Genomic DNA, 26,963 nt, shown 5'->3' on the forward strand with positions numbered 1-26,963 from the left:
GAGTCCGCCGTGTCCCGAACGATCTTCCCGGCGCTGGCCCTGGCCGCGCTGGCCGCCACGGCCGGCGTCGCGCAGGCCCAGCAGCCGCAGGGCCAGAGCATGGAGGAGCGGCTGCGCGCGCAGCTGCGCACCACCACCACCCAGCTGCAGCAGGCGCAGAACGAGCTGGCCGCGCTCAAGGCCGGCCAGCCCGCGGGCAAGGCGCCCGCGGCACCCGGCGCGCCGCCGCCCGCGTCCGAGCTCGAGACGCTGAAGAAGGAACTGGCCGCCAGCCAGGCCCAGCTCGCGTCCGAGCGCCACGCGCGTGGCCAGGCCAGCGCCGGCAATGCGCAGCTGCGCGAACAGGCACAGGCCGCCAGCGAGAAGGCGGGCGCGCAGATCGCGCAGTTCCGCGGCGCGTACGACGAGCTGCTGAAGATGGCGCGCTCTTCCGAGGCCGAACGCCAGCGCCTGGCCGGCGAGGCCGCGCTGCAGCGCACCGCGCTCACGCAGTGCGAGGCCAAGAACACGCAGCTGTATGCCGTCGGGCAGGAAGTGCTGCGCGCCTACGAAACCATGGACGTGGGCAGCGTGCTCGCCTCGCGCCAACCCTTCGCGGCGCAAAGCCGCGTCAAGTACGAACAGATCGCGCAGCAGTACGGCGACAAGCTCTACGAGAGCCGCTTCGACGTGCGCGCCGTGAGCGCGCCGGCGCCTGCGGCTGCTGCATCCGCTACGGAAGGAAAGCCCCAATGAACCCCGCACAAGCCACTCCCGCAGCCGGGCTCGGCCGCCGCCTGCGCGCGGCAGCCGGCGTGCTGCTCGTCTCGTCGGTCGGCGTCGCCGCCGCGCAGCAACCCGCCGCACCCGGCCCCGCCGTGGTCGCGCGCATCGGCGAAGTGACCATTGGCCAGGACGAGATCGAGAAGCTGCTGCAGACCCTGCCCGAGACCGAACGCGCCGCCGTCAAGGCCGACCGCGCGAGCCTCGACGGCTGGCTGCGCCAGCGCCTCGTGAGCGAAGCGCTGCTGCGCGACGCCCGCGCCAAGGGCTGGGCCGACCGGCCCGACGTGAAGGCCAAGATCGACGCCGCCACGCGCGAGATCACCGCGCGCATCGTCGCCACCAGCTACCTCGAATCCGTGAGCCAGGTGCCCGCGGGCTTCCCGTCGGACGCCGAGGTGAAGGCTGCCTACGACCAGGGCAAGACCGGCTTCAACCTGCCGGCCGCCTACCGCGTGGCGCAGATCTACCTGGCCACGCCCGAGCGCGACCCGGCCGCCATCGCCAAGGTGCGCGACGAAGCCAACCGCCTCGCCAAGCAGGCCCGCAGCGGCGACTTTGCCGCCGTGGCGCGCGCCAGCTCGCAGGACCGCCGCAGTGCGGAACGCGGCGGCGAGGTCGACACGCTGCCGCTCGCGCGCATCCTGCCCGAGCTGCGCGACACCGTGGCCAAGCTCAAGCAGGGCCAGGTCAGCGAACCGGTGCAGGCCGAAGCCGGCTTTCACATCGTCAAGCTGCTCGACACCCAGCCCGCGCGCACCGCCACCCTCGAGGAGATGAAGCCGCAACTGCAGGCCGCGCTGCGCCAGCAGCGGCAGCAGCAACTTGTGCAGGCCTACATGGCCCAGCTGGCGCCGCCGGCGCAACTGAGCATCGACAGTGCCGCGCTCGACGCCGCGCTCAAGAAGACCAACTGAACCCATTCCCCCTTTTCAGAAAGAAGAAGCACACCATGAACACCACCGCCACGACCCCGCAAGCCGACGACCAGGCCGCCACGCCTGTGCCTTTCGACATGCTCGACGCCGTCACGCCCGACCAGGTGTCGGACGCCATCAAGGCCGCCGGCGGCGCCGTCACCGCCATCGAACAGGATGGCGTGGTGCGCCTGCACAGCGCCAGCCACGGCATCGGCTTCCAGGTGCTGTGGGGCAACGCCGTCACCACCACCCAGTACACCGACTTCACCCTGAGCTGCCCGCTGCGCGTGCAGGGCGGCACGCTGCCCGAGGCCGTGCTCGCCGCCTGGCACCGCAGCAAGCGCTTTGCGCGCGTGGCGCAGCACGGCGACTTCGTCGTGCTCGAGATGGACGTGGTCGTGGCCGGCGGCGTCAGCCCCGCCTACCTGGCCTTCGCCGTGCGTCTGTGGATGCAGATGATGGGCGAGTTCTTCCTGCACCTGCGCAACTACGGCCCCGCCGCCGAGACGCGCGGCGATGCGGCGAATGCCGACGCCGCTGCTGCCACCGCCGCCGTCCAGGGTGTGCCCGCCGCCGCGTGATGCCACTGCCCATGCGCGCCGCATCCGGCCTGTCCGTGGACGACCACCACCATCCCTCGCACGACTCGCCCACGGGCCGCGCCATCCAGGCCGCGGCGCGCCAGGCCCAACGCGCACGCCGCGCCGAGACCGTGCGGCTGCGCCAGCGCGCCGCGCTGCTCGAGCTGCTGGTGCAGACCATGGCGGAGCTGCACATCTCGATGGCCGAGCTCAATGCGGCGCGCAAGGCGCTGGCGCCTGCTTGGCGGCAGGTGGGGGACGGGGGCGCTTCGCTCGATCACGATCTGGAGCGTTGACGCCATGCGGCGAGGCGGCGCAGGGTAGGGCAGAATCGCGCGCCCCACGCTCCCGAAAGGCCGCACCCGTGACGACGCCCGCCCGCTCTGCCCAGATCGCACAGACCACGCCCACGGGCGCCGCCATCGCGGAGAAGGTGGCGCAGGCCTACGACTTCGGCGAGGTCCGGTCGTGCGAGCTGCTGCGGCGCAGCTTCAACCATGTCTACGGCCTGCAGTTTGCCGACGGCCGCCACGCCGTCGCGCGCCTGAGCGCCGACCGCCCGCGCGGCGCCCCCAACATCGGCTACGAAACGGCACTGCTCGTGCACCTGAAGGCCAAGGGCGTTCCGGTGGCCGGCGCGCTGGCGGCACGCGACGGCGCACATGCCGTCGCGATGGACCTGCCCGAGGGCGAGCGTCCGCTGATCCTGTTCGAGCACCTCGACGGCGACGTGCCTGGCGACGTGCTGCCCGACGTCGAAGCCACCGGCCGCGGCCTGGCGCTGTTGCACGAAGCCGCGCAGGATTACCACGGCCCCGCCAGCCGCTACACCCTGGAACTGCCCGACCTGCTGCACGCATCGCTGGAGCGCCTGCACGCCGCGCCCACCATGACCGACGCGCTGCGCCCGGAGTTCAGCGCCATCGCGCGCGCGCTCGAAGCCCGCATCACCGCGATGCCGGCCCTGACGCGCGTTCACGGGCACGGCGATTGCCACGGCATGAACAACTTCGTGACGACTGGTCTTGAGGGCGCGCGTGTCGCCTCGTTCTTCGACTTCGACGATGCAGGCCCCGGCTGGCTGGCCTACGACCTGTGCGTGTACCTGTGGGCGATGCACCCGCGCACCGTGGGCGGATCGCTCGACGCGACGTCGCTGGCGCGTTGGCGCAGCTACCTGGCGGGCTACCGCAGCGCGCGTCCGTTGCCTTCGGCGGATGTCGACGCCATCGCCGCCTTCATGGCGGTGCGGCAGTTCTGGCTCATGGGCGAACACGCAGGCCGCATCGCGGTGTGGGGCACGCAGTCGATGCCGACGAGCTGGCTGCGCACGCAGGTGAAGATGTTGACGGCGTGGGCGGAATTGCAGACGCCGGAGTGAGGATTCGGCTCAGGCTTGCGCCACCCAGCCCCTGAAGGCCATGCCTGCATAGAACAGGCGGACGTTGATGAAACCCGTCTCTTCAAGCAATGCCTCTTCCTGCGCCGGGCTGAGCAGCGTCAGCGTGGAACCGATCGCGGAGGCCGCCTTGCGCGCGTTGTCCGGATCGACGCCGGAAGCCGCCGCGAAAGCGACATAGCGCGAGAGCCACAGCTCTCGTTCTTCATCGGACTGGGGAAAACTGAGATGCGCCATGACGAACGGCGCACCGGGCTTCAGGCGACGACGAATTTCCATCAACGTCGACTTGCGTTCATCGAGCGTCAGGAAGTGCATCGTCAACAGGCAGGTCGCCGCATCGAACGGGCCTTCGGGTGCGGTGTCGGTGTAGCCGTGGTGCAGCGCGACCCGCTCGGCGAGCGGGCCGAGCGTTTTCGCGGCGAGGTCGAGCATGGGCTGCGACGGATCGACGCCGACGAAATGCCATCGGGGATGCGCCTGCGCGAGCACCTTCAACTCCATGCCACCACCGGCGCCGATGACCAGCACGTGGGCCGCATCCGGCGCGCGTTCGGCGACGAGCAGGGCTGCCATCGTCTGCAGGTCGTGCAGGCCTGGCACCAGGCGGGCGGTTTTCTCGGCGTAGTTGTTGGTGGTGGACGACGTGCTGAAGGCGGGGGTGGGTTGGGACATTTCCACAGTCTATGTGGGCGTCGCGCGCTTCGCAGGCGCAGGGCTGCGGGAGGGCCCAACCAGCCTGCGACCGTCTCAGGCCAGCGTGGAAGCGCGCCCCGCCTGAGACACCCTCGCAAGCCGCCACGTCATCCCGATCCCCACAACCGTCGCGATCAACCCCACCAGGAACACACTGTCGTGACCGTAGTGGTCGGCAATCAGTCCCGCCATCGGGCCTGTGACGCCGTATGCCAGGTCCTGGAACGCCGCGAAACCGCCGATGGCCGTTCCGCGCAGGTGGGCGGGTACGCGCTTGACGGCCTCCAGTCCCATGGCGGGGAAGACCATCGAGCATCCCATGCCGGTCAGCAGTGCGCCCACCATCGCCACGACGGGATGGGGCGCGAGCCACAGCAGCGCTTGACCCACGGCCTCGATCGCCAGAGAGACCAGCGCGACCTTGGTGCCGCCGATGCGGTCGGGCAAGCGGCCCGCCAGCAGGCGCACCAGGACGAAGCCCAGGCCGAAGCACGTCAGTCCATAGCCGGCACCTTGCCAGCCATGGGCCAGGAAGTACAGGGGAAAGAACGCGCCCAAGGCGGCAAAGCCAACGCCTTGCAGGCCCACGACCGCGCCTTGCTTCCAGATGAGTCCCAGCACATCGGAGAAGGGCGCGCGGCGCCCCTGTGCGGACATGGCGGGCGCGATGGCCCACAGCATTGCACCGCTGACCAGCGGCAAGGCGATGCTGCCCGCCATCAGGCCGGCGAAGCCGAGCCGCTCCAGCAGCCAGAGGCCCAGCGGGCCGCCCACCGCGAAAGCGCCGTACATGCCGGTGCCGACGAGCGCCATGACCTGCCCGGAACGCGCGGGGCCCATGGCCGCCATCGCCCAGCCCAGCATGCCGACGAGCGCGAAGCTTTCGCCGAGGCCGAGCACGAGACGCCCGGTCAGCAGGACCAGGTACGCGCCGACGCCATGGCCCAGCACGGGCAGCGAGGACGCCCAGCACAGGAGCGAAGCCGCCGCATAAAGGACAAGGCCCCGGAACATGGCGAACTTGCCGCCGCGTTCGTCAGCGAGCCGACCCGCCCAGCCGCGACTCAGGATGGTGGACAAGAAAGCAATGCCGACGCCCAGGCCGGACGCGACATTGCCCATGCCCAGCGTCTGCGACACATGGAGCGTCACGGCCGACATCGACATGGCGACAGACAGGTAGGCGAGAAATAGCGCGAGGGTCATCCAGACCAACGTGCGCAGGGAGGAAGAGTTTGTTTGGACGTTCGTCATCGAGCGCCGCTCCTTGAGTTTTCAAAGGCGGCACCAGCCGGTCGAATGGGCGGGACGATGAGCACCGAAGCGACCAACGTACACCGCCAGTCGGCATGCAGGTGCCACTGGTGATGCGTTGGTTGACGTAAACGCTTACGGCTGGATGGAGCTCTGAACAGGTCAGAGTCGATTTTTGCAGCGGCGATTCTAGCAACGTGATCGAGACGGGATCGCACGTTCGCAGACGTCGGCCTCGGTCTTCAAGCGCCTGCCGCTCGCTGGCTCTCCCTGTCCGGCTACAGTCGGACGGCTCCATGTCCCTGACCCTATGAACAGCATCACTCCCTGCGATCCCGCCCGAACGGCGCGGCGCTTCGCTGCACTCCCTCTCCTGTCGACGCCCACCCTGACGATGGAGCGCACATAGCCATGCACGAAATCATCTGCCCCCATTGCAGCAAGGCATTCAAGATCGACGAAGCCGGTTACGCGGACATCCTGAAGCAGGTGCGCGACAGCGATTTCGAGAAGCAGTTGCACGAGCGGCTGGAACTGGCCGAGCGGGACAAGCGCGCCGCCGTCGAACTCGCCCAGACCCGGGCCGCCGGCGAACTGCAGAAGGCCGCCGCCGCCAAGGATGGCGAGATCCAGGAACTCAAGGCGAAGCTCGAGGCCGGCGATGTCGCGCGCAAGCTCGCCGTGAGCGAGGCCCTGGGCGCCGTGGAACGGGAGCGCGATGCGCTCGCGAACGAGCTTGAGAAGGCCAAACAGGACAAGCTGGCCGCCACCGCGCTTGCCGAAGCACGGCATGTGGGCGAGCTGCAGAAGAGCGCCGCCGCGAAGGACGTGGAAATCCAGGAACTGAAGGCCCGGCTCGATGCCATCGAGGTGGCGAAGAAGCTCGCGATCAGCGAGGCCGTCAGCGTGGTCGAGAAGGAACGGGATCAGTGGAAGAGCGGCCTCGAGCGGGCGGAGCTCGAGAAGCAACTCGCCGAGAAGTCGCTCAAGGATAAGTACGAAACGCAGATCAAGGACCGCGAAGGCGAGATCGAGCGGCTGCGCGACATGAAGGCGCGCCTGTCGACCAAGATGGTCGGCGAGACCCTGGAGTTGCACTGCGAAACCGAGTTCAACCGCATCCGGTCGATGGCGTTTCCCCGCGCCTATTTCGAGAAGGACAACGACGCGCGCACGGGCAGCAAGGGCGACTACATCTTCCGCGACGCGGACGAGGCCGGCACCGAGATCGTCTCGATCATGTTCGAGATGAAGAACGAGAACGACCGCACGGCCACGAAGAACAGGAACGAAGACTTCCTGAAGGAACTCGACAAAGACCGCACCGAGAAGGGCTGCGAGTACGCGGTGTTGGTGTCGCTGCTCGAGCCCGACAACGAGCTCTACAACACCGGCATCGTCGATGTGTTTCATCGCTACCCGAAGATGTATGTCGTGCGCCCGCAGTTCTTCTTGCCCATCATCACGCTGCTGCGCAATGCGGCGATGAACTCGCTCAAGTACAAGTCGGAGCTGGCGCTGGTGAAGGCGCAGAACATCGACATCACGAAGTTCGAGACCGAGCTGGAAACCTTCAAGGCCGCCTTCGGCAGGAACTACGACCTGGCCCACGGCCACTTCCAGAAGGCGATCGCGGAGATCGACAAGTCGATCGACCACCTGCAGAAGACCAAGGAAGCGCTGCTTGGCACCGACCGGAACCTGCGTCTTGCGAACGACAAGGCGCAGGACGTGACGATCAAGAAGCTGACACGCGGCAACCCGACGATGGCGGCCAAGTTCGCTGAACTCAAGAAGCTCGGGTCTTCCGAGACGGAATGAGCCTGGGAGCTACGCAAAGAAATTCATGAACAACATCACCATCGACTACCGCCAGGACGTGCCCCTGGACCCGGCCGACGTCGCCCGCGTCTTCGACCGTTCCGGCATCAAGCGCCCCACGAACGACCTCGCCCGCATCGCGCGGATGTTCGCCGCGCCCAGCCTCCTGCTGTCGGCCTGGGTCGACAACGAACTGGTGGGGCTGTCGCGGTCGCTGACCGACCACGCGTACTGCTGCTACCTGTCGGACCTGGCGGTGGACAAGAAGTACCAGGGCCATGGCATCGGCCGGGAACTCGTGCAGCGCACGCAGGCCATCATCGGCGACGAGGTGTCGCTGATCCTGCTCTCGGCACCCGACGCGATGTCTTACTACCCGACACTCGGCTTCGAGCTGGCGCAGAACGCGTACGTCATCCGGCGCAAACGCTAGAAGCCGCTACGGCGACCGCCGTGATCCCGCCAGCCCCGCTTTGGCATCCAATAAGTGCCCGAGCGGCAGTGCCGTCTCCGACTTGATCTCGCGCAGCACGATGCTCGAACGCACGTGCGTCACGCCGGGCAGGCTGAACAGCACCTCGTGCAGGAAGCGCTCGTAGTGCTTCATGTCGGGCACGGTCACGTTGAGGATGTAGTCCGCGGGGCCGGTGGCCGACACGCAGCGGATGATCTGCGGGCTCGCGGCCACGGCTTCTTCGAAGCGCTGCACCATCGCCTCGCTGTGGCGGTCGAGGTTCACCTCGGCCACGGCCGACACGTGCAGGCCCACGTGCTCGGGATCGACGAGCGCGGTGTAGCCGCGGATGACGCCGGCCGCCTCCATGTCCTTGATGCGCTTCCAGCAGGGCGTGGGTGACAGGCCCACGGCCTCGGAAATCTGCTGCACGGTCTGTCGGCCGTCATGCTGCAGTGCAGAAAGAATCTTGAGGCAATGCTCGTCAAGAGAAACAGAACCGACGTTCATCGTGATTTTTGAGTGAATTCTTCTTCAAACAAGGGTCTGCGCCAGTGTATTGAAGAAACACTTACTTGGGGGGGCGCAGAACAATTCCGGGCATGAACGCCCCACTTGACGCGACCGCACTCCGACGGCCCGACTACCAACTTTCCGACAACCTCTGGGCCGATGCCGGCTCGGTCTTCCTCACCGGCACGCAGGCGTTGATCCGCATCCTGGTGATGCAGAAACAGCGCGACGCGGCGCGCGGCCTGCACACGCAGGGCTTCGTGAGCGGCTACCGCGGCTCGCCGCTGGGCATGGTCGACCAGGCCATCTGGAAGGCCGGCGAGCGCTTCAAGAAGACCGGCATCCGCTTCGTTCCCGCCGTGAACGAGGAACTCGCGGCCACGCAGGTGTTGGGCACGCAGCGCGTCGAATCCGACCCCGAGCGCACGGTCGATGGCGTGTACGCCATGTGGTACGGCAAGGGCCCGGGCGTGGACCGCGCGGGCGACGCGCTCAAGCACGGCAATGCCTACGGCTCGTCGCCGCACGGCGGCGTGCTGGTGGTGGCGGGCGACGACCACGGCTGCGTGTCGTCGTCGATGCCGCACCAGAGCGACCACGCCTTCATGGCCTGGCGCATGCCCGTGATGCAGCCCGCCAGCGTGGCCGAGTACCTGGAGTTCGGGCTGTACGGCTACGAGCTGTCGCGCTATTCGGGCGCGTGGGTGGGCATGGCGGCGCTGTCCGAGATTGTCGAGAGCGCGGGCACTGTGGACCTCGATGCGGTGAATGCGCGCGTGGCCGCCTGGGAAGACGCCGACGCCGTGCGCGCCGCCACCGGCCACGCCGCGCCGCCCGACGGCCTGCACTACCGCTGGCCCGACCTGCCGTCGCTGCGCATCGAGTCGCGGCTGGAAGACAAGCTCGCGGCCGTGGCCGCCTTCACACAACGCAACAGCATCGACCGCCACGTCATCGTGAGCCCGCATGCCAAGGTGGGCATCGTCACCTGCGGCAAGGCGCACCACGATTTGATGGAGGTGCTGCGCCGGCTCGAACTCTCGCCCGATCAGCTCGCGCGCGCCGGTGTGCGGCTGTACAAGGTGGGCCTGAGCTTTCCGGTCGAGCAGACGCGCCTCAAGGAATTCGCGCGCGGGCTCGGCGAGATCCTCATCGTGGAAGAGAAGGGCGCGGTGGTCGAGACGCAGCTGCGCGACATCTTCTACAACGCGCCGCCCGATGCGCGTCCCGTGCTCGTGGGCAAGCACGACCACGCGGGCCAGCCGCTGGTGTCGGCGCTCGGCGAGCTGCGGCCTTCGCGCCTCATCGAACTGGTCGCGCACTGGCTGGCCGCGCACTTTCCCGAGAACCACGATCTGGGCGATCACCTGCAGCATGTGCGCGACTTCACGCCGCCCGAGCTGCTGGCCAATGCGAGCGATGCGGTCAAGCGCCTGCCGTACTTCTGCGCCGGCTGCCCGCACAACACCAGCACCAAGGTGCCCGAAGGCTCGACGGCGCGCGCGGGCATCGGCTGCCACTTCATGGCCAACTGGATGGACCGCAGCACGGCGGGCCTGATCCAGATGGGCGGCGAGGGCGTCGACTGGATCTCGCACGCGATGTTCACGAAGACGCCGCACGTGTTCCAGAACCTGGGCGACGGCACCTACTACCACTCGGGCTACCTCGCGATCCGCCAGGCCGTCGCGGCCAAGGCCACGCTCACCTACAAGATCCTGTTCAATGACGCGGTCGCGATGACCGGTGGCCAGCCGGTCGACGGCGTCATCAGCGTCGACGCCATTGCGCGGCAGGTGGAGTCGGAAGGCGTCACCAAGGTGGTGGTCGTGAGCGATGCCATCCATCACTACGACGCCATCAAGAACAAGTTTCCGGCGGGCACCGAGTTCCACGACCGCGCCGCGCTTGACGAGGTGCAGCGCCGCCTGCGCGAAATGCCCGGCGTGACCGTGCTCATCTACGAACAGACCTGCGCCGCCGAGAAGCGCCGCCGCCGCAAGAAGGGCGAGCTGGCCGATCCGCCCAAGCGCCTGTTCATCAACGAGGCCGTGTGCGAAGGCTGCGGCGACTGCACCGTGCAGAGCAACTGCGTGGCCGTGCTGCCGCACGAAACGCCGATGGGCCGCAAGCGCAAGATCGACCAGACCAGCTGCAACAAGGACTATTCCTGCGCCAAGGGCTTCTGCCCCAGCTTCGTGGGCGTCACGGGCGGCAAGCTGCGCCGCAAGAGCGGGGCGCTCGCGGCCGGGCGCGATGCCTTCCTGCACCGCGTGGGCGCGCTCGCGCATCCCGCGCCGCACGCATGGACCGGCCCCTACGACCTGCTCGTGACCGGCGTGGGTGGCACCGGCGTGGTGACGGTGGGCGCGGTCATCGCGATGGCCGCGCACCTCGAGGCCAAGTCGGCCAGCGTGCTCGACTTCATGGGCTTCGCGCAGAAGGGTGGCTCGGTGCTGAGCTTCGTGCGGCTGGCCGACACGCCCGAACGGCTGAACCAGGTGCGCATCGACACGCAGCAGGCCGACGCCATCCTCGCCTGCGACGTGGTGGTGGGCGCCTCGGCCGACGCACTGCAGACCGTGCGGCACGGGCGCACGCGCGTCCTTGCGAACATCCACGAGATTCCCGTGGCCGAGTCGCTGCGCAACCCCGATGCGGACCTGCATGTCGACCTGCTGCTGGAGAAGATGCGCTTCGTCGCCGGCGAAGAGCAGGTCGAGACCTTCGATGCGCAGAGCCTGGCCGAAGAGTTCCTGGGCGACACGCTGGCCGCGAACATCGTCGCGACCGGCTATGCGTGGCAGCGCGGCCTCGTGCCGCTGAGCCTCGAAGCGCTCATGCACGCGATCGAACTCAACGGCGTGGCCGTGGCGGCCAACCAGTCGGCGTTCTCGCTGGGGCGGCTCGCGGCCGGCGACCCGGCGGCGCTCGACCAGCTGCGCGCGGCACCGGTCGAGGCGGCGGCGCACCAGGTCGACGACCGCCCGCTGGAAACGCTGCTCGCCGATGCGCGCCGCCATCTCACCGGCTACCAGAACGCTGCATGGGCCGAGCGCTTCGATCAGCGCATTCGCGCACTGCAGGCGGTCGAGTCCCGCCTCCAGGGCGGCGATGCGAGCCTGCCTTTCACGCGCAACGCCGCGCGCAGCCTCTTGAAGCTCATGAGCTACAAGGACGAGTACGAGGTTGCGCGCCTGTACACCGACGGTGCGTTCCTGCAGAAGCTGGAGGACCAGTTCGAAGGCGATCTGAAGCTCGAGTTCCACATGGCGCCGCCACTGCTCTCGCGCCCCGCGCACGGACAGGCACCCGCCAAGGTGCGCCTCGGTGCATGGATGCTGCCGGCCATGAAGTGGCTGGCCCACGGCAAGCGCCTGCGCGGCACGCCCTTCGACCTGTTCGGCCACACGGCGGAGCGTCGCACCGAGCGCGCGTTGATCGAGCACTTCGACCGCCTGCTGCAGGAGATGGCCACCGCGCTGACCCCCGACAACCAGCCGACCGCCGCACGCATCGCGGCGCTGCCGCTGTCGGTGCGTGGCTTTGGCCATGTGAAGCTGGCGAACCTGGATTCGGCGCGCCTGCGCGAGGCCGAGCTGCTGCACCGCTTTGCGCCGTCGCGCTACGCGAAGCCGGTGGACGCGCCCAGCGCCGGGCAGATTCGGGGCATCGCCATCGTGGCCAGCGCCCGGTAGCGGGCGCGGGTGGCGCGCGTGAGTTGCTCGGCTACGATCCTTGCCGAAGCACTCACGCCCGCCACACCCCGACGATCACAGGACCCATGCGCGCCTTCCTCTACTACGCCCTGATGCTCCTGCTCGGATATGCCTGGTACAGGTACGGACAGAAGCTGCTGCGCAAGGGCTATCGCGATGAGAAGGGCGAACTCACCCAGGGGCTCGTAGGGCCCGTCGGATTCCTGCTGACCGCTGGCGTGACCTGCTACCTCTTCTTCGCCATGCTGCGCGCCCTGGTTCGCGGCGAGGTGCCCTGCGTCGGAAAGGGCTGCGTGGGGCAGGTCTACACGCTGGCGGCGCATGCGGGCGACTACTGGGCCAACCTGTTCTTCCTGGCGTGGTGCGTCCTGGGCCTGGGCTATGCGATGTACGTGACGCTCAGGATCTGGTTCCGGGCTTAGCCCGCGCAGTGCGCGCAGCCGGTTCCCGCGCCAGCATCTCGACGACCAAAGCAATGAACCACTGGTGCAGTGCCGAGGTCTCGTGCCGCTCGTGCCAGACCAGCTCGACGGTGCGCGCCGGCGCCGCCAGCGGTGGCGCCACGCGCTTCAGGCCTGTCATGCGCATCGTCTCCAGGCCCTCGGACCAGGGCAGCACGGCGATCAGGTCGGAGCGGCGCACGGCCTCGTAGGCTGCGGAGTAGTGACTCACCGTGCTGACGAGGTTGCGCTGCAGGCCGCGGCTTTGCAGCACGCGGTCGTAGATGCCGCCGACACGGCCCGCCAGGCTCACGTCGAGGTGGCGGGCGGCCAGGAATTTCTTCAGCGGAATCTTGTCCAGCTTCGCCAGCGGATGGTCGTTGCGCATGAAGCAGGCGAAGTCCACCGACCACAGCCGGCGTGAGCGCATGAAGCCGGGGCGCTGCACGTCGTCGTTGTAGGCGCCGATGGCGAAGTCGGCGCGGTTGTCGTCCAGCGACTGCCCGAAGTCCACGACCGTGCCGGGGTGGGTGTGTAAGCACATGCCCGGCGCGAGCTCGCCGAGCCGCTCGAGCAGGCGGGGGGCGACGATGCAGGCCACGTAGTCGGTCATCGAAACTGTCAGGCGGGCGTCGCTTTGCGAGGCATCGAAGCTCTCGCCCTCGAGCGTGCCCCGGATGGTGCGCAGCGACCGCGCCAGCGGTGCCCACAACTCCGTGGCGCGCCGCGTCGGGCGGATGCCCGCGCCGTTGCGCACGAACAGAGGGTCGCCGTAGGTCTCGCGCAGCCGGCGCAGCGCGTTGCTGACCGTGGGCTGTGTCAGCGACAGCTTGGACGCGGCACGCGTCACGTTGCCTTCGTTCATGAGGGCTTCGAAGACCTTCAGCAGGTTGAGATCGGCGTTGCGGTAGTTCATGGGCAGGGGAGGCTGAAACCATTCACACGGTCAATGGAGTGGATTCAGTATATAAATTTTTCGGAATTGTGACGCGATCCTACGATCCCGTCATTCCTCACCGCCCATGCCCTCGGAACCCGGCAAACAGACCCATGACTCAGATCCTCGTCAAGAACGCCCGCCTGCTCGATCCGCTGAAGCCCGAGCTGCAGGACCGCCACGACATCCTGATCGAGGGAGACACCATCCGCGAGGTGTCCGACCGGCCGATCGTGGCGCGCGATGCGCGGGTCATCGACGCCGCCGACAAGACCGTGATGCCCGGCCTGATCGACCTGCATGTGCACGTGGTGGCTGTCGACCTGAACCTGCAGCGCCAGGCGCTGATGCCCAATGTGTTGGCGACGCTGCGCAGTCTGCCGATCCTGCGCGGCATGCTGCGCCGCGGCTTCACGACCGTTCGCGACGCCGCCGGCGCGGGCGATGCCTTCAAGCAGGCGGTGCAGTCGGGGCTGGCGCAGGGGCCGCGCCTGTTCGTCTCGGGCCGCGCGCTGAGCCAGACCGGCGGCCATGGCGACGGCCGCGCGCGCTCCGACTATCTGGTGGCCAATGCCGTGTGCCCCAACTGCGCCCGTGTGGGCATGCTGGCCCGCGTGGCCGACGGCGTGGACGCCGTGCGCAAGGCCGTGCGCGAAGAACTGCAGATGGGCGCGGACCAGATCAAGATCATGGCCGGCGGCGGCGTGGCGTCGCCCACCGACCCGGTCGACGCCCTGGGCTACAGCGAGGACGAGATCCGCGCCATCGTCGGCGAAGCGGCGGCCCGCAACACCTACGTGCTGGCCCACGCCTACACCCCGGCCGCGATCCAGCGCGTGGTGCGCTGCGGCGTGCGCACGATCGAGCACGGCAATCTGGTCGATGCACCCACCGCCGCGCTCATGGCCGCGCACGGTGCCTATGTGGTGCCCACGCTGGTGACCTACGACGCCCTCGCCAACGAAGGCGCAGCGCTGGGGCTGCCACCGGCCAGCGTGGCCAAGGTGGAGGACGTGCGCGGCGCCGGGCTGCGCTCGCTCGAGATCTACAAGGCGGCCGGCGTGAAGATGGGCTTCGGCACCGACCTGCTGGGCGAATCGCATCGCCTGCAGAGCGACGAGTTCCGCCTGCGCGCGCAGGTGCTGTCGCCGGCCGAGATCATCGCCAGCGCCACGCTCGTCGGCGCCGAGGTGCTGGGCATGAGCGACCGGCTCGGCCGGCTGATCCCGGGTGCGCTGGCCGACCTGTTGCTGGTCGATGGCGACCCGATGCGCAACCTCGATTGCCTGCTGGGGCAGGGCGAGCGCATTCCCCTGGTGATGAAGGCCGGTGTGGTCGAGTTCGACGCGCTGTAGCCCGCCCCCCGAGCTGTTCAGACAACCCGCCGGATGCCTCCGGCCCCTTCAAGGAAACGACACATGCCCAAGCTGACGCAAGCCGTCTGGCGGTACCGCCACGACCAGATGGTCCGGTTGATGGACGAACTCGCCGTCGATGCGCTGGTGTTCACCACCGCGGATTTCTTTCAGTTCGCCACCAACTTCCACACCGACGTGCAGCCCTGGGAGCGGCCGATCTTCGCGGTCGTGCCGCGCCAGGGCGAGGGCTTCCTGGTCATGAACGAGCTGTCGACGAACCACATGCGCTTCTCGATGGAAGCCCACAAGGTGTGGATCACGGACGTCACGTTCTATGCCGAGCATCCGATGGTGAGCAACCGCCTGCCGCTCGTGTCGCAGCTCCCCGAGATCCTCGCCGAACGCCTGAGCCGCGCCGGCCTGCGCCGCTCGCGCATCGCGCTGGATGCCGGCAACGGCGTGATGGCGGCCGTGCAGCGCCTGCTGCCCGACCTGAACGTGCGCGTCGCCACCGCGGAAGTGCGCAGCCTGCGCTGGCAGAAGCACGCGGAGGAACTGGCCGTCATGCAGGCCATGGCCGGGCTGACGGACTGGCTGCAGGACCGCTACCGCGAAGCGATCAAGCCCGGCCGCCTGGTGCAGGAGATGGACTGCGCCATGGCCAGCCTGTTCGTGCAGGAGGCCGCCGAGCGCTTTCCCGGCGAGCAGTTCGAGGTCGTGCGCTGCTGGACGCTCAGCGGCCCGGCGTCGGCCTCGCCGCATGGCGACGGTGCCTCCTGCGGCGCGCGCATCCGCGAAGGCGACGTGCTGGTCAACATCGTGATTCCCCGGCTCAACGGCCTGACGATCGAGAACGAGCGCACCTGGTTCTGCGGGCGCCCCGACGACCAGAAGAAGGCGCTGTGGACGGCCGCGCGCGACGCGACCGATGCGGCCATCGGCGCGGCCGTGACAGGCCGGCCCGTGTGCGCGATCGACGCCGCGGCGCAGGCCGTGATCGAGCGCGCCGGCTTTGCCGACTGCATCCGCCACCGCACGGGCCACGCCATCGGCATCGTGCACCACGAGTACCCGGAGGACATGGCCTTCAGCCAGCGCCCGCTGCTCGACAACGAGGTCTATTCGGCCGAGCCCGGCCTGTACGTCTACGGCGTGGGGGGCTTTCGCATCGACGACACGGTCGTGGTGGGCGCGACGCCGCGCGTGCTCACCGCCACGCCCAAGTCGCTCGACTACGCCACCGTCGGTTGATACCGCTCACACCTTTCGCAACCACCGACCTTGACTTCATCATGACCACCCGCCGCACCATGCTTTCCGCGTTGGCCGTTGCAGCTTCGCTGCTCGCCGCACCCGCCTTCGCGCAGGGCTTTCCTTCCAAACCGATCAAGTTCGTGGTCCCGCAGCCGGCTGGCTCGGGGCCGGACACCTTGGCGCGCACGCTGGCCGACGTGCTCGCCAAGAGCATCGGGCAGAGCGTCGTGGTGGAGAACCGGCCCGGCGCGAACGGCACGCTGGCTGCGGCCTATGTGCTCTCGCAGCCTGCGGACGGCTACACGCTGTTCCTGGCCGGCGTCTCGAACATGTCGTGGAACCCGCACCTGTACAAGTCGCTGGGGCACCAGCCGGCCCGCGACTTCACCGGTGTCGCCGTCATTGCCAACACGCCGTTCGTGACCGTCGTGGCGCCGAGCCTGGGCGTGAAAACACTGCCCGACCTCATCAAGATGGCCAAGGCCGAGCCGCAGCGGCTCAGCTTTGCATCCGCCGGCATCGGCAACTCCACGCACCTCGCGAGCGAGCTGCTGAAGTCGCGCACCGGCATCCAGATGCAGCACGTGCCCATCAGCGGCGCGGGTGGCCCCAACGCGCTGACCAGCGTGATGGCGGGCGACACGCCGGTGATGACCACCGTCCCCGTTGGCGTCGTGCCGCTGGTCAAGAGCGGCAAGCTCGTGCCGCTGGCGGTCACCGGCGAACGGCGGTTGCCGCAACTGCCCGACGTGCCCACGTTCAAGGAGCTGGGCATCGACATGGAAGTGCCCGGCTGGTACTCCCTGGTGGCCCGTGCGGGCGCACCCGGCGACGCGGTCGCGCGGCTCAACGCCGAGATCAACAAGGCCCTGGACACGCCCGAGATGAAGGAACGCCTGGCCGGCCAGATGCTGATCGGCGTCAAGTCGACCCCGGCCGATGTCTTGAGGTTCACGCAGCGCGAGTCAGCCGCCTGGGGGCCCATCATCGATCGGCTGGGCATTGCGCAGTGAGAGCCATCGAGCCGGCTTCCTTCGAGGCCCTGGACCACGCGCTGCGGCGGTTTCCGGGGCACCGGCTGTTCACCGTGCTGGCGATCGACCCCAGCCTTGCGGCGTCCCGGCGCCTGTACACGAGCGACCCGGTGGCGTATCCGTGCGGCGGTACCAAGCCACTGCACCATGACAACGACTTCTTTCGCGAGGTGGTGCAGGGCGGTCGGGCGCGCATCTGCGTTGATCAGGAAGACTGCCGCCGCGCGTTCCCGGACCATGCGCTGATCGATGCGCTGGGCTGCCGGTCTGCCATCAACGTGCCGATCCGGCACGACGGCCGCACGATCGGTTCCCTGAACCTCCTGCATCAGGAACACTGGTATCAGTCCGACATGGTGCCCGCGTTGATGCGCGTCGCCGAACAGGCCGCATCCTTGCTTCTTCCGCTCAGATACGTTGAGATGCCTGCATGACGATCCATCGCCGAACCTTCGTGCTGAATGCTGCCGTGTCCCTGTGTGCGGCATCTCTCGCCACCGCGGCGCGTGCAGCCGGCCCAGGCTACCCCAGCAAGCCGATCACCATCGTGTTTCCTTATGCGGCAGGCGGTGCCACCGACGCCATGACGCGGCAGATCGCGGACCTCATGGCCAAGGCGCTCGGCCAGCCGGTCATCGTCGACGCGAAGCCGGGCGCCGGTGGATCGATGGCGCTGCAGCAGGCTGTGCGCGCCAACCCGGACGGGCACACGCTGGTGCTCATGGCCAGCGGAACGATGGCCGTCAACCCTTACCTGTACGACCTGAAGTACAAGCCGGTGGAAGACCTGGCGCCCATCACGATCCTGGTCGACATTCCCTTCGTGGTCGTGACAAGGCCGGACTTTCCCGCACGCACCCTCAAGGAATTCATCGCCCATGCCAAGGTGAATCCGGGAAAGATCTCGTTCGCGAATGCAGGCGTAGGCACGCAGGCCCACCTGACGCAGATGATGTTCATGAAGGAGGCCGGCATCTCGGCCAACGTCGTTCCCTACAAGGGCGGCACGGGCGCCATCGCCGACCTGCTCGGCGGGCACATCGACGCCATGATCGACAACGCCGCCGCGCAGGTTGCGAACGTGCAGGCCGGCAAGGTGCGCGCGCTGTTCGTCACCACGCGCGAGCGCAGCGAATCGCTGCCCGGCGTGCCCACGGCGCAGGAGGCGGGGTTGCCGGGCTTCGTGACCTCGGGATGGTTCGGGCTGGCCGCGCCCAAGGGCACGCCGCAGGCCGTCATCGACAGGCTCAACGCGGTGATCGTCCAGGGCATGGCGCGGCCCGAGGCGCACCAGCGCTTGATCGATGCGGGGTGGATGCCGGTTGGCAGTTCGCCCTCTGAGGCAGCGGCGCGGGCCCGGTCAGACCTTGCGCGGTTTGGGCAGATTGCGCTGCAGATCGGGCTGAAAAAGGAGTAAAGGTCTGCTGGTGAGTTGACTTTCGTCACTTTCGGCCGGCGGCGCATGACCCTAACATGCGCGCCATGAGCATTCCTGTGTCGACCCGGGCATCAGCCATCCTGATCGTGGACGACCACGACCTGGTGCGCCTGGGCGTGCGTGCCTTGCTCCAGGCGCAGGCCTCGCCCGACGGGCCTGCGGTCGAGGTCTTCGAAGCCAGCAGCATGGCGCAGGCACTGGCTGTGTATGAGCGCTCTCAGGCGAGCATCGGGTTGGTGTTGCTCGATCTGGCACTTCCTGACACACGAGGCCTGAGCGGCGTGTCCGTTTTTCTCCAGCGTTATCCGCAGGCCCGCGTGGTCGCGTTGTCGGGCGCCGGCGCCACCGCGCTGGCCCAGAACGCCATTGCGCAAAGTGCGTTGGCTCAGGGCGCCAGCGCGTTCTTGCCGAAGTCGGCCAACCTCAAGGAGGTGGTGAGCTTCATCCGTGCCTGCGGCCTGCTCGGGCGGGACGTTGTCGATGGCCTGCCAGGTACGTCCAGGTGGGTTGCGCGGGCACCCCGCCGTTGCGCCGGTGGCGCCCTGAGTTCGCTGACAGGAAGCCAGGCGCGTGTGCTGCAGATGATTCTCGAAGGCAAGTCCAACAAGGAGATCGCGCTGTTGGCCGAGTTGCGCGAAGGCACGGTGAAGAACTATGTCTCGACGATCCTCTTGCTGTTCGGTGTGCAATCGCGCGCGGAACTGATCAGCAGCCTGCGTTGATTCACCGCAGGAGGTGCAACGCGATCGTCGAAGAAACAAGAACGAAGGGCCAATTCATGAATGACGCTGCCCGGTCGATGCATCAGGCCCCGGCGGCCGCCGATCTGGACCATCGGGTGCTCCGCGAACACGTGGCCTCGGTGTATGCCGCGCACACGACGGCCACCTGTGCGCACATCGGCTTCGCCATTGCCATTGGCATCTTCGGCTACTTCAACATCGATTCGACCCACCACCTGCTGGTGATCGGCATGGTCGCCGCCGTCGTGTCGATGAATCTGTATGCCTTGCTTGCGCCGCGGTGGACGCCGGATGTCCCCTTGTCCGAAAGCCACCATTGGGCGCGCCGCTACACGTGGATCGTCACGCTGGTCAGCGTGACCACGGCGCTGCCATGCGCCTTGTTCCTCGTGCTCATCCAGAGCCCGGCAATGACGACCGTTGTGATCGTCGTGATCATGGTCAGTTGGACCCGGGCCATTCAGGCCCGTTGGCCGATCAAGGGGGCCATGTTCGGCTGCGGCATCCCCGTGATGGGCGGGCTGATTCTTGCCTTGATCTGGCACGGTGGCACGCTGCACTGGTTTCTGGCGCTCTTCAGTTTCGCCAATCTGGTACTGACACTGCACGAAGGGGTGAAGCAGAACAAGCGGCTGACAGCCTCCTTGATGTTGCAGTTCGAGAACGAGATGCTCGCCGCACAGTTGCGCGAACGCATCGCCGCCGTGGAGCGCGCCAGCGCGGAAAAGACCCGCTTTCTTGCCGCGGCCAGTCACGACCTGCGCCAGCCGATGCATGCCATTGCACTGTTCGGCGCGGCCATGGAAACCGCACTGCACGACCATCCTGAAAGAACGAATGCCAAACGCCTGATGCGCGCCGTCGACGCGCTCGGCGCGTCGCTGGACACCATGCTCGACGTGTCGCATCTGGATGCAGGCGTTGTCGTGTCCGAACCGCAGGCACTGGAACTCGATGCGCTGCTTCTTGTCCTCAACCAGACCTTCACCCCCTACGCTGAGCAGAAGGGTCTGCAATTGCGCATCCGTGCCAGTGGCATGTGGGTGCGCAGCGACATCCAGCTGCTGTTCCGCCTGCTTTCGAATCTGGTCGACAACGCCTTGAAGTACACCCACGAGGGCGGTGTGAGCGTGGTCGCGCGGCGGCGAGGCGACAAGGTGTGGCTGGAGGTTCGCGACACCGGCGTCGGCATTGCGCCTGAACAGTTGAGCCGCATCTTCGAAGAGTTCTATCAGATCGACAACCCGGGCCGCGACCGGGCACGCGGACTCGGGATCGGACTGTCGATCGTCCAGCGCCTGTCGCACCTGATGTCTCACCCGATCGAGGTGCACTCGCGACCGGGACGTGGCACGCATTTCCGCGTGGTCCTCCCGCAAGCCGATGCAACGATCACCGCGCCCGCTGAACTGCTGCTTGATGAACTGGAGATTCCCGCGCATCGCAGCCTTGCGCCGCCGAACCTGCACGGGCCCGTGCTGCTGATCGACGACGAAGCGGAGATTCGCCTGGCCATGGCGGCACTGCTGCGTGCGCACGCCGTCGATGTGGTGGCTGTGACGGACGAATCGCATGCGGTCGAAGCATTGACGCACCCGGATGCGAAAAGCCTTCCGTTCTCGATGCTCTTGTGCGACTACCGGCTGGCCGACGGGGGAGATGGACTCGAGGTCGGCCTGCGCTTGCTCGAGCGCTTTCAGCTCGACATTCCCCTGCTCCTGATCACGGGAGAGACGGCCCCGCATCAACTGCGGCGTGCACAGTCCTCGGGGGTGCCGATGCTGTTCAAGCCGGTGAGCGCCGCTGCGCTCCTGCAGGCGATGGCGGAACTGACATCCGTCACGGGGCAGACGCGGATTTTTTCTCCAGCGACCCGGTACTTCAGAGACCCGTCGCCGGTTACCTGATTGCCTTCCTCGCCATTGCCACGGCGCTGTTCGTGGGTCGATGCTGGTTTCAAATACGCCTTGCCAAGTCGTTCCTTTCAAAGTCAGGAGAGAAGAATAGATCGGGGAAGAAAATCCTCAATCATCACGTGCATCCTCTCGATATTGGAAAGAGAGGACGCCGTCTCTCTTCCGATCTCATGGTTCTCATTAGTCATAACTGCCTCACAAAAAAATATCAATTTCCCACAGCTTTCAGGTTGTGTGACTTTCGGCATGGGTAAATTTCTCCCGCCAGCCATACAAATGTCGACGGCGATATGACGGGCCATGCTGGGAGGCCCGATCGCCATGGACAACGTTGCCATATCGGCAGCATTGGCTTCGACAAAATTGAAAGGCAAGGGAATGAAATTCAGAGAATCTGCAGTGGCTGCTGCAACGGCAGTCGCCTTGATGCTTGCGGCATGTGGTGGTGGCGGAGGAGGAGGGGGCGGCGGTGGGTTCCCACCGGGGTCTTTCGGGCCTGGAACGGACGACTCCGGTACACAAGGGCCAGGAACACCAGGCCCTGGAACGCAAGGGCCCGGGACGCAGGGGCCTGGAACGCCAGGCCCAGGAACGCAGGAACCTGGAACCCAGGAACCCGGAACACCTGCACCCGCGCAATATGAGACGCTCCCGTCCGCCTGGGACGGGGACAAGGATTCCTACATTGCATCCGTGCCGGCCGTCGTGCAGCAACTGAACGACCAGGGCGCCAAGGGCAGTGTCCGCATGCGCCCCGTGGGAAGCAATTCGCTGTATGTCAATCCGCAAGCCACCAACCACAAATACAGCTACAAGGAATTCACGCTCACCTTCTCCGGTCGCGATGGCTGGGACGGAGCCAGCAACGCGCTGCTGCAGCGGTTGGAAGACGAGGGCGCCAAGGGCTATGTGCTGCACCACCTGGTGGGGGAGACGCACACCCTGGACGATTCCCTCAACGCCATCCGCAAGGCCAGCTTCATCCTGGTCAAGAACGAAAGTCAGCCCGTCACCTACACCTATCGGAAGTTCAGCTTCGATCTGATGATGCCGGCAGACTTCATCGCCCAGTTGAATGCGTGGGGACAGGAAGGCTATCGCTTCCTGAATACGGAGCTGGGTCTCAGCCCGAGCGTGAATGCGATCGTCGTCAAAAGCTCTGCAGCCGCAGGGGCGACCTACAGTTACGCGTTCGAACCCATCGTCTCCGATCCCAAGCCGCAACTCACCAGCCGCGGTCAAAGCGGATTCCGCTACAGGGGCTATTTCGAGTACTTTGCGAACCGCAGCGGACAGCCCGTCCGAGGCGTTTTCAATACCTACGAACTCGACAGCAGCAAGCCCGCGGCGGTGGCCTATCGCTTCTCGGATGAAATGCCTGGAGGCCCGGTCGATATCAATACGACCGAAGGACTCGCGCGACTTAATGACCAGGCGAGCCAAGGATTTTTCTACGCCGGCCTGAGTGTTCCTACCGGAGCGAGCGGGGGCGCCGCGATGTTCTTCGCCGACTATGCGGTCTATGTTCAGGGCGCATTGCTGGCGGACCTCAATCGCGGAGGCGCCGTTCTTTTCCCCTAGACATCTGGCATGGGGGCCGCCTGCCTGGGCAGGCGGCCATCCTGTCTAGAAGTTGCCGCGCAAGGTCACCATGGCGCTGCGCGGTTCGCCGTAGACATTGCCCCAGGCCGGCGCGCCGACGGTCTGGTAGTAGGTCTTGTCGAACAGGTTGTTCACGTTCAGTGCGGCCGACCAGTTGCGGTTGATCTGGTAGGCAACGCGCGCGCTCCAGACTGCGTACGAGGCCTGCTCCAGCTTGATCGCGCCCGTGGTGCGTGAACTCGCGGTCTGGAAGTTCACGCCGCCGCCCAGCGTCCAGGCGTTCAGCGCGCCGGGCAGTCGGTACTCGGTCCACACGCGCACCATGTGCTTGGGTGAATACGTGCTGGCGAAATCGATGCCGGCATTGGCCGTGTCGTTCAGGTACTTGAAGTGGTTGAACGTGTAGCCCGCGAACACCTGCCACCCGCGCGCCACTTCGCCGCTGATCTCCGCGTCGAGTCCCTCGCTGCGCACCTTGCCGGTGGACACGGAGCAGTAGGTGCTCCTCGTGCAGACATTGACCAGGTCTTCCTGCGCCCGGTTGTTCTGGTCGAGTCGGAACAGCGCCAGCGAAGCGTTGACCTTGCCGTCGAGCAGTTCGCCCTTCAGACCTGCCTCGTAGTTGCGGCCCTTGACGGGAGGCAGCATGTCGCCGGCGGCGGTCATCGCGTTCTGTGGCTGGAAGATGTCGGCATAGCTCACGTACGCCGACCATTGCGGAGTCAGGGCGTAGATGAGTCCGCCATAGGGCGTCAGAACGCCGTTTTCGCGATAGGGCGCGGTCGCCGGGTCGCCGGTGATGCGGTCGCGATCGCTGGCCCGGTAGCGCGTGACACGGGCGCCGGCGACCAGCGTCAACGGATCGCTGAGGCTCAGGCGTGCGACACCGTAGGCGCCCGATTGCGTGATGCGCGTCTCGGTGTCGCCGCCGCGGTAGCGCCTGGCGACGAAGGTCGCGTCGCTCGGCTCGGCGATCGCCGAGACCGGTGCGAAGACGTTGTTGGCAACGCCCGCCAATTGCATCAGCGAGAAGTCGCTGTGGTTGAACATGCGTCCGGTGTTGGCGCCGAAACTCACCGAGTGCCTTCTGCCGAAGGCGTCGAACTTGCCGTCGACGGCGAGGTCGAGCGTCTTGTTGTCGGTCTTGAAATCGAACAGGCCGCCGTACATCACGTTGCCCGCCAGGGTCACCGGATTCACGGCACCCAGCGGGAAGGCGTACTTGATGTCCTGCTGCTCGCGCACGTAGCCGGCGGTGACCTTGAGCGACCAGTCGGCATCGAAGCGGTGCGCGAGTTCGGCGAACGCCGAGGTCTGCGCGCTTTTCCAGCGGTTCCAGTCGGCCGCCAGGTAGGTCGACCGGCGCAGGCGCAGGTCGGCGCCGTTGCTGTAGCTCGGCAAGCCCTGGAAGAACGGGGTGGCGCGCAGTTTTTCGTGGCTGACGCCGAGGGTGAGCACGGTCTGCGGCCCGATGTCGGCGGCGAGCACGCCGTACAGCACGCCGGTGCGGCTCTTCGCGGTGTCGTAGAAGTAGTCGCGGTCGTTGCCGCTCGCGACGACGCGGCCGCGCAGCGTGCCGGCTTCGTTCAGGGGGCCGCTGGCATCGACCTCCGCGCGGTAGTTGTTCCATGAACCCGCGCTGGCCGAGAACTGCAATTGCTTGTCGGCCGTCGGACGCTTGCGCACCATGTTGATCGTGGCGCTGGGCGAGCCGGCCCCTTGCAGCAGGCCCGTGGCGCCGCGCACCACCTCCACGCGATCCAGCGTGGCGGCACTGCTCGTGAAGCTGTTGGCCTGGGGATAGTAGAAGGCGCGGTTCACCCCGTCGTACTGGTAGCTGTCCACGCGGAAGCCCCGGGAGTAGACATAGCGCCCGCCCATCGGGCTGTCGTACATCGTGATGCCCGTGGTCTGGGCCAGTACGTCGTCGATGGTGTGCAGGTTCTGGTCGTCCATCTTCTGGCGCGTGACCACCGTGACCGACTGGGGGATCTCCTTGAGCGTCTGCTCGCCCTTGCCGACGGTGACGATGCGGCTGGCATACGACCCCGAGCCCTCGGTGATCGCACTGCGCTCGGCCTGCGCCGTGACGCGCACTTCACTGAGCAGGTTGCTCTGCGCGTCCGCCGGTGCGGCCGATGGGGTCGCGCCGGGTGCCGGATGACGCAGCGTGTAGCCGCCGCCCGCGCGTGCGACCGCTTCGAGGCCGGTGCCCGCGAGCAGTCGCGAAAAGCCGTCGCCCACCGCATGGGTGCCGCGCAATCCACCGGTGCGGCGGCCTTCTGTCAGCGAGGGCTCGAAGGACAGCGTGACGCCGGCCTGTGCGGCGAAGCGAGACAGCGCCGGGCCCAGTGCGCCTGCGGGAATGTCGTAGGCCGCGGTGGCGGCTGCCGGCGGGTTCGCCTGTGCGGTCGCGGCGCCCGAAGCGGCGAGCGCGAAGGCCAAGCAGAGGGTTCTCACGCCGTGGGTCACGGCGCTCGGGCGCGCGGGCATGCAAAGGGAAAGTGGCCGCATGGGCGCGGTGCGGGAGGAGGGCAATGCCATGGTTCGGTGGTCCTGTTCTTGCCGTACTCACAGCACGGCTCCATGGCTTGCCCGACCAGGCTTCAAAAAGGGACAGGGATCAGCGAAAAAATTTTCGATCTCAGGCCGGCACCACCGTCACCCACCACCGCGTGCGCGTGAGCACCTGCACGGGCAGCGTGGTGGCCACCATCGAGAGCACGTAGTCGGTATCGCGCAGCTGGAACGCACCGGAGATGCGCAGGTTCGCCACCTCCGGGCTGCAGTGCAGAAGGCCGGGCCGGTAGCGCGACAGCTCGGCGCAGAAGTCGGCCAGGCGCATGTTCTCGGCGTAGAGCACGCCCTGTGTCCACGCCTGGCTCTCGGGCGAGACGGCGGTGAGGGCCGAGGCGCCCTGGGCGTTCAACACGGTCTGCCGGCCGGCCGCAACGATCCCCGCAGGCGACGACGCGCCGCGCAAGGTGACCTCGACCGCGCCTTCGGTGACGGCCAGACGCACATCGGGCGATGCGGTCTCGTGCGCGTCGTCGCCCAGGCGCACGGTGAAGCGCGTGCCGAGCGCGCGCAACTGGCCCTGCACCGTTTCCACGATGAAGGGCCGCGCGTCGGCCGCGGTCGTGACCCGGATGGCGCCCGCGCGCAGCCGTACCGTGCGTTGCGTGCCGTCGATGCGCACGTCGATCGCGCTGCCGGTGTCGAGCAGCACGCGGCTGCCGTCGGCCAGCCGCACCTCGCGCCGTTCACCGGTGGCGGTGGCGTGGTCGGCGGTCCAGCTGTCCCACGGCGCCAGGCGCCAGGCGAGCCAGGCGGTCGGCGCGGCAGTCGCCAGGACGGCCAGCGTGCGCAGTGCGGCCCTTCGGTTGCCGCGTGCCTGGCGCGCCAGCACCGGCACGCCGATGTTCGCCGGCACGGCGCCGAACTGTTGCGACAGGCGCTCGGCACGCTGCCACGCACGTTCGTGCGCCGGGTCCGCACGGCGCCAGGCCGCGCAGGCCGCGTGGTCCGCTTCGCCTGCCCGGCCGGAGTGCAGCCGCACCAGCCATTGAGCGGCCTCGCCCAGCGCGGCGCTGTCGGGTGCGGATGCGGGTGGCCGTGCGCTCATTCCACCAGCGCCAGGCAATGCGCGAAGCCCAGGGCCATGTGGCGCTTGACGGTGCGTTCGCTGATCGCCAGCCGCTGGGCGATCTGTGCGTAGGTCAGGCCTTCGAGCTGCGACAGCACGAAAGCCTCGCGCGCCTTGGGCGGCAGGCCGTCCAGCATCGCGTCGATGGCGTCCAGCGTCTGCAGCAGCTGCAGGCGGTCTTCGGGCGACAGCGCCAGCGCCTCGGGCACCTGCGCGAGCGCATCGATGTACGCGCGCTCCAGTGCCTGCCGGCGCCAGTGTTCGCTGACCACGCCCTTGGCCAGCGTCGTCAGGTAGGCGCGCGGCTCCCGCAACGTGGGCAGCACCTGCGGTCGCAGCAGGACGCGAACGAAGGTGTCCTGCGCCAGGTCGGCGGCGCTGTGCGCACAGCCCAGGCGCCGGCGCAGCCACGTGCTGAGCCAGCCGTGATGCTCGGTGTAGAGCGCGTGCACGGTGTGGGTGTCGGCGGAAGGCAT

25 protein-coding genes are annotated in these 26,963 nt (G+C 67.5%); 17 read left to right on the top strand and 8 right to left on the bottom strand.

Annotated elements, in window-relative coordinates:
- Positions 1-9: 9 nt before the first annotated feature.
- From AC07O4_RS01960 to AC07O4_RS01980, 5 genes are all read left to right on the top strand, one after another.
- On the top strand, positions 10-735 hold the full coding sequence (locus AC07O4_RS01960; RefSeq protein WP_495303605.1) for a hypothetical protein: 726 nt from the start codon (positions 10-12) through the stop codon (positions 733-735).
- Positions 732-1,679, top strand: a complete 948-nt coding sequence (locus tag AC07O4_RS01965; protein ID WP_390343087.1) for a peptidylprolyl isomerase — start codon at positions 732-734, stop codon at positions 1,677-1,679. Before AC07O4_RS01960 ends, AC07O4_RS01965 begins: the two co-directional genes overlap by 4 nt.
- Before the next feature lie 35 nt (positions 1,680-1,714).
- Positions 1,715-2,263 (top strand): YbjN domain-containing protein, encoded by a 549-nt coding sequence (locus AC07O4_RS01970; protein ID WP_082818097.1) that lies wholly within the window; start codon positions 1,715-1,717, stop codon positions 2,261-2,263.
- Positions 2,264-2,274: 11 nt separating this feature from the next.
- Positions 2,275-2,559, top strand: a complete 285-nt coding sequence (locus AC07O4_RS01975) for a hypothetical protein (protein WP_240531141.1) — start codon at positions 2,275-2,277, stop codon at positions 2,557-2,559.
- A gap of 68 nt (positions 2,560-2,627) precedes the next feature.
- Positions 2,628-3,644 carry a phosphotransferase enzyme family protein gene (locus AC07O4_RS01980; RefSeq protein ID WP_495303606.1) on the top strand — a complete coding sequence of 339 codons (1,017 nt, stop codon included), beginning with the start codon at positions 2,628-2,630 and terminating at the stop codon, positions 3,642-3,644.
- 9 nt (positions 3,645-3,653) lie between these two features.
- On the opposite strand, the gene AC07O4_RS01985 is transcribed toward AC07O4_RS01980, so the two are convergent.
- Together AC07O4_RS01985 and AC07O4_RS01990 are read right to left on the bottom strand one after the other, a co-directional pair.
- Positions 3,654-4,337 carry a class I SAM-dependent methyltransferase gene (locus AC07O4_RS01985; protein WP_495303607.1) on the bottom strand — a complete coding sequence of 228 codons (684 nt, stop codon included), beginning with the start codon at positions 4,335-4,337 and terminating at the stop codon, positions 3,654-3,656.
- A 75-nt stretch (positions 4,338-4,412) separates the two neighbouring features.
- Complete coding sequence (locus tag AC07O4_RS01990) at positions 4,413-5,612, bottom strand: MFS transporter (RefSeq protein WP_495303608.1); 1,200 nt, start codon at positions 5,610-5,612, stop codon at positions 4,413-4,415.
- Between the two features lie 411 nt (positions 5,613-6,023).
- On the opposite strand from AC07O4_RS01990, the gene AC07O4_RS01995 reads away from it, so the two are divergent.
- A complete protein-coding gene (locus tag AC07O4_RS01995) occupies positions 6,024-7,433 on the top strand; it encodes a DUF2130 domain-containing protein (RefSeq protein WP_495303609.1) in 1,410 nt (469 codons plus the stop codon).
- Positions 7,434-7,458: 25 nt separating this feature from the next.
- Entirely contained in the window at positions 7,459-7,866 is a 408-nt protein-coding gene (locus AC07O4_RS02000) for a GNAT family N-acetyltransferase (protein WP_492740922.1), read from the top strand.
- 6 nt (positions 7,867-7,872) lie between these two features.
- On the opposite strand, the gene AC07O4_RS02005 is transcribed toward AC07O4_RS02000, so the two are convergent.
- Positions 7,873-8,397 (bottom strand): Lrp/AsnC family transcriptional regulator, encoded by a 525-nt coding sequence (locus AC07O4_RS02005; protein ID WP_062474115.1) that lies wholly within the window; start codon positions 8,395-8,397, stop codon positions 7,873-7,875.
- A gap of 92 nt (positions 8,398-8,489) precedes the next feature.
- Here AC07O4_RS02005 and AC07O4_RS02010 point away from each other — a divergent pair, with 92 nt between their 5' ends.
- The gene (locus AC07O4_RS02010; RefSeq protein ID WP_495303610.1) at positions 8,490-12,098 is read left to right on the top strand and encodes an indolepyruvate ferredoxin oxidoreductase family protein; all 3,609 of its coding nucleotides are present in this window, start codon (positions 8,490-8,492) and stop codon (positions 12,096-12,098) included.
- 86 nt (positions 12,099-12,184) lie between these two features.
- Positions 12,185-12,541, top strand: a complete 357-nt coding sequence (locus AC07O4_RS02015; protein WP_159271376.1) for a hypothetical protein — start codon at positions 12,185-12,187, stop codon at positions 12,539-12,541.
- Here the strand turns inward: AC07O4_RS02015 and AC07O4_RS02020 are convergent.
- Positions 12,519-13,475, bottom strand: coding sequence for a LysR family transcriptional regulator (locus tag AC07O4_RS02020; RefSeq protein WP_495303611.1), 957 nt, complete (start codon positions 13,473-13,475; stop codon positions 12,519-12,521). The genes AC07O4_RS02015 and AC07O4_RS02020 overlap by 23 nt on opposite strands.
- A gap of 134 nt (positions 13,476-13,609) precedes the next feature.
- On the opposite strand from AC07O4_RS02020, the gene AC07O4_RS02025 reads away from it, so the two are divergent.
- From AC07O4_RS02025 to AC07O4_RS02055, 7 genes are all read left to right on the top strand, one after another.
- On the top strand, positions 13,610-14,851 hold the full coding sequence (locus AC07O4_RS02025) for a metal-dependent hydrolase family protein (RefSeq protein ID WP_495303612.1): 1,242 nt from the start codon (positions 13,610-13,612) through the stop codon (positions 14,849-14,851).
- A 63-nt stretch (positions 14,852-14,914) separates the two neighbouring features.
- A complete protein-coding gene (locus AC07O4_RS02030) occupies positions 14,915-16,105 on the top strand; it encodes a M24 family metallopeptidase (RefSeq protein WP_495303613.1) in 1,191 nt (396 codons plus the stop codon).
- A gap of 41 nt (positions 16,106-16,146) precedes the next feature.
- Positions 16,147-17,121: a Bug family tripartite tricarboxylate transporter substrate binding protein gene (locus AC07O4_RS02035; RefSeq protein WP_495303614.1), complete on the top strand. Its 975-nt coding sequence runs from the start codon at positions 16,147-16,149 to the stop codon at positions 17,119-17,121.
- Entirely contained in the window at positions 17,118-17,576 is a 459-nt protein-coding gene (locus AC07O4_RS02040; protein WP_495303615.1) for a GAF domain-containing protein, read from the top strand. Before AC07O4_RS02035 ends, AC07O4_RS02040 begins: the two co-directional genes overlap by 4 nt.
- Entirely contained in the window at positions 17,573-18,559 is a 987-nt protein-coding gene (locus tag AC07O4_RS02045; RefSeq protein ID WP_493191945.1) for a Bug family tripartite tricarboxylate transporter substrate binding protein, read from the top strand. The genes AC07O4_RS02040 and AC07O4_RS02045 overlap by 4 nt, the downstream gene beginning before the upstream one ends.
- Before the next feature lie 65 nt (positions 18,560-18,624).
- Entirely contained in the window at positions 18,625-19,302 is a 678-nt protein-coding gene (locus tag AC07O4_RS02050; protein WP_369646560.1) for a response regulator transcription factor, read from the top strand.
- Positions 19,303-19,358: 56 nt separating this feature from the next.
- A complete protein-coding gene (locus tag AC07O4_RS02055; protein WP_495303616.1) occupies positions 19,359-21,230 on the top strand; it encodes an ATP-binding response regulator in 1,872 nt (623 codons plus the stop codon).
- Positions 21,231-21,313: 83 nt separating this feature from the next.
- Here the strand turns inward: AC07O4_RS02055 and AC07O4_RS02060 are convergent, their stop codons facing one another.
- Positions 21,314-21,613: a hypothetical protein gene (locus AC07O4_RS02060; RefSeq protein ID WP_495303617.1), complete on the bottom strand. Its 300-nt coding sequence runs from the start codon at positions 21,611-21,613 to the stop codon at positions 21,314-21,316.
- 319 nt (positions 21,614-21,932) lie between these two features.
- Between AC07O4_RS02060 and AC07O4_RS02065 the strand changes: the two genes are divergently transcribed.
- Positions 21,933-22,820: a hypothetical protein gene (locus AC07O4_RS02065; protein ID WP_369629297.1), complete on the top strand. Its 888-nt coding sequence runs from the start codon at positions 21,933-21,935 to the stop codon at positions 22,818-22,820.
- A 45-nt stretch (positions 22,821-22,865) separates the two neighbouring features.
- Here AC07O4_RS02065 and AC07O4_RS02070 read toward each other — a convergent pair whose 3' ends face one another.
- The 3 genes from AC07O4_RS02070 to AC07O4_RS02080 form a co-directional block, all read right to left on the bottom strand.
- The gene (locus tag AC07O4_RS02070; RefSeq protein ID WP_495303618.1) at positions 22,866-25,301 is read right to left on the bottom strand and encodes a TonB-dependent siderophore receptor; all 2,436 of its coding nucleotides are present in this window, start codon (positions 25,299-25,301) and stop codon (positions 22,866-22,868) included.
- 184 nt (positions 25,302-25,485) lie between these two features.
- Positions 25,486-26,466, bottom strand: coding sequence for a FecR domain-containing protein (locus tag AC07O4_RS02075; RefSeq protein ID WP_495303619.1), 981 nt, complete (start codon positions 26,464-26,466; stop codon positions 25,486-25,488).
- Positions 26,463-26,963, bottom strand: coding sequence for a sigma-70 family RNA polymerase sigma factor (locus AC07O4_RS02080; RefSeq protein WP_307693269.1), 501 nt, complete (start codon positions 26,961-26,963; stop codon positions 26,463-26,465). Before AC07O4_RS02080 ends, AC07O4_RS02075 begins: the two co-directional genes overlap by 4 nt.

Source organism: Variovorax sp. GW821-FHT09D04 (assembly GCF_059416405.1).

Coding starts and splice junctions, on each gene's coding strand:
- AC07O4_RS02020 (WP_495303611.1), bottom strand. CDS start 13,475: ATGAACTACCGCAACGCCGATCTCAACCTGCTGAAGGTCTTCGAAGCC.
- AC07O4_RS02025 (WP_495303612.1), top strand. CDS start 13,610: ATGACTCAGATCCTCGTCAAGAACGCCCGCCTGCTCGATCCGCTGAAG.
- AC07O4_RS02015 (WP_159271376.1), top strand. CDS start 12,185: ATGCGCGCCTTCCTCTACTACGCCCTGATGCTCCTGCTCGGATATGCC.
- AC07O4_RS01975 (WP_240531141.1), top strand. CDS start 2,275: ATGCGCGCCGCATCCGGCCTGTCCGTGGACGACCACCACCATCCCTCG.
- AC07O4_RS01965 (WP_390343087.1), top strand. CDS start 732: ATGAACCCCGCACAAGCCACTCCCGCAGCCGGGCTCGGCCGCCGCCTG.
- AC07O4_RS02080 (WP_307693269.1), bottom strand. CDS start 26,963: ATGCCTTCCGCCGACACCCACACCGTGCACGCGCTCTACACCGAGCAT.
- AC07O4_RS02045 (WP_493191945.1), top strand. CDS start 17,573: ATGACGATCCATCGCCGAACCTTCGTGCTGAATGCTGCCGTGTCCCTG.
- AC07O4_RS02030 (WP_495303613.1), top strand. CDS start 14,915: ATGCCCAAGCTGACGCAAGCCGTCTGGCGGTACCGCCACGACCAGATG.
- AC07O4_RS02005 (WP_062474115.1), bottom strand. CDS start 8,397: ATGAACGTCGGTTCTGTTTCTCTTGACGAGCATTGCCTCAAGATTCTT.
- AC07O4_RS02055 (WP_495303616.1), top strand. CDS start 19,359: ATGAATGACGCTGCCCGGTCGATGCATCAGGCCCCGGCGGCCGCCGAT.
- AC07O4_RS01985 (WP_495303607.1), bottom strand. CDS start 4,337: ATGTCCCAACCCACCCCCGCCTTCAGCACGTCGTCCACCACCAACAAC.
- AC07O4_RS02035 (WP_495303614.1), top strand. CDS start 16,147: ATGACCACCCGCCGCACCATGCTTTCCGCGTTGGCCGTTGCAGCTTCG.
- AC07O4_RS01970 (WP_082818097.1), top strand. CDS start 1,715: ATGAACACCACCGCCACGACCCCGCAAGCCGACGACCAGGCCGCCACG.
- AC07O4_RS02075 (WP_495303619.1), bottom strand. CDS start 26,466: ATGAGCGCACGGCCACCCGCATCCGCACCCGACAGCGCCGCGCTGGGC.
- AC07O4_RS02050 (WP_369646560.1), top strand. CDS start 18,625: ATGAGCATTCCTGTGTCGACCCGGGCATCAGCCATCCTGATCGTGGAC.
- AC07O4_RS01995 (WP_495303609.1), top strand. CDS start 6,024: ATGCACGAAATCATCTGCCCCCATTGCAGCAAGGCATTCAAGATCGAC.
- AC07O4_RS01990 (WP_495303608.1), bottom strand. CDS start 5,612: ATGACGAACGTCCAAACAAACTCTTCCTCCCTGCGCACGTTGGTCTGG.
- AC07O4_RS02000 (WP_492740922.1), top strand. CDS start 7,459: ATGAACAACATCACCATCGACTACCGCCAGGACGTGCCCCTGGACCCG.
- AC07O4_RS02010 (WP_495303610.1), top strand. CDS start 8,490: ATGAACGCCCCACTTGACGCGACCGCACTCCGACGGCCCGACTACCAA.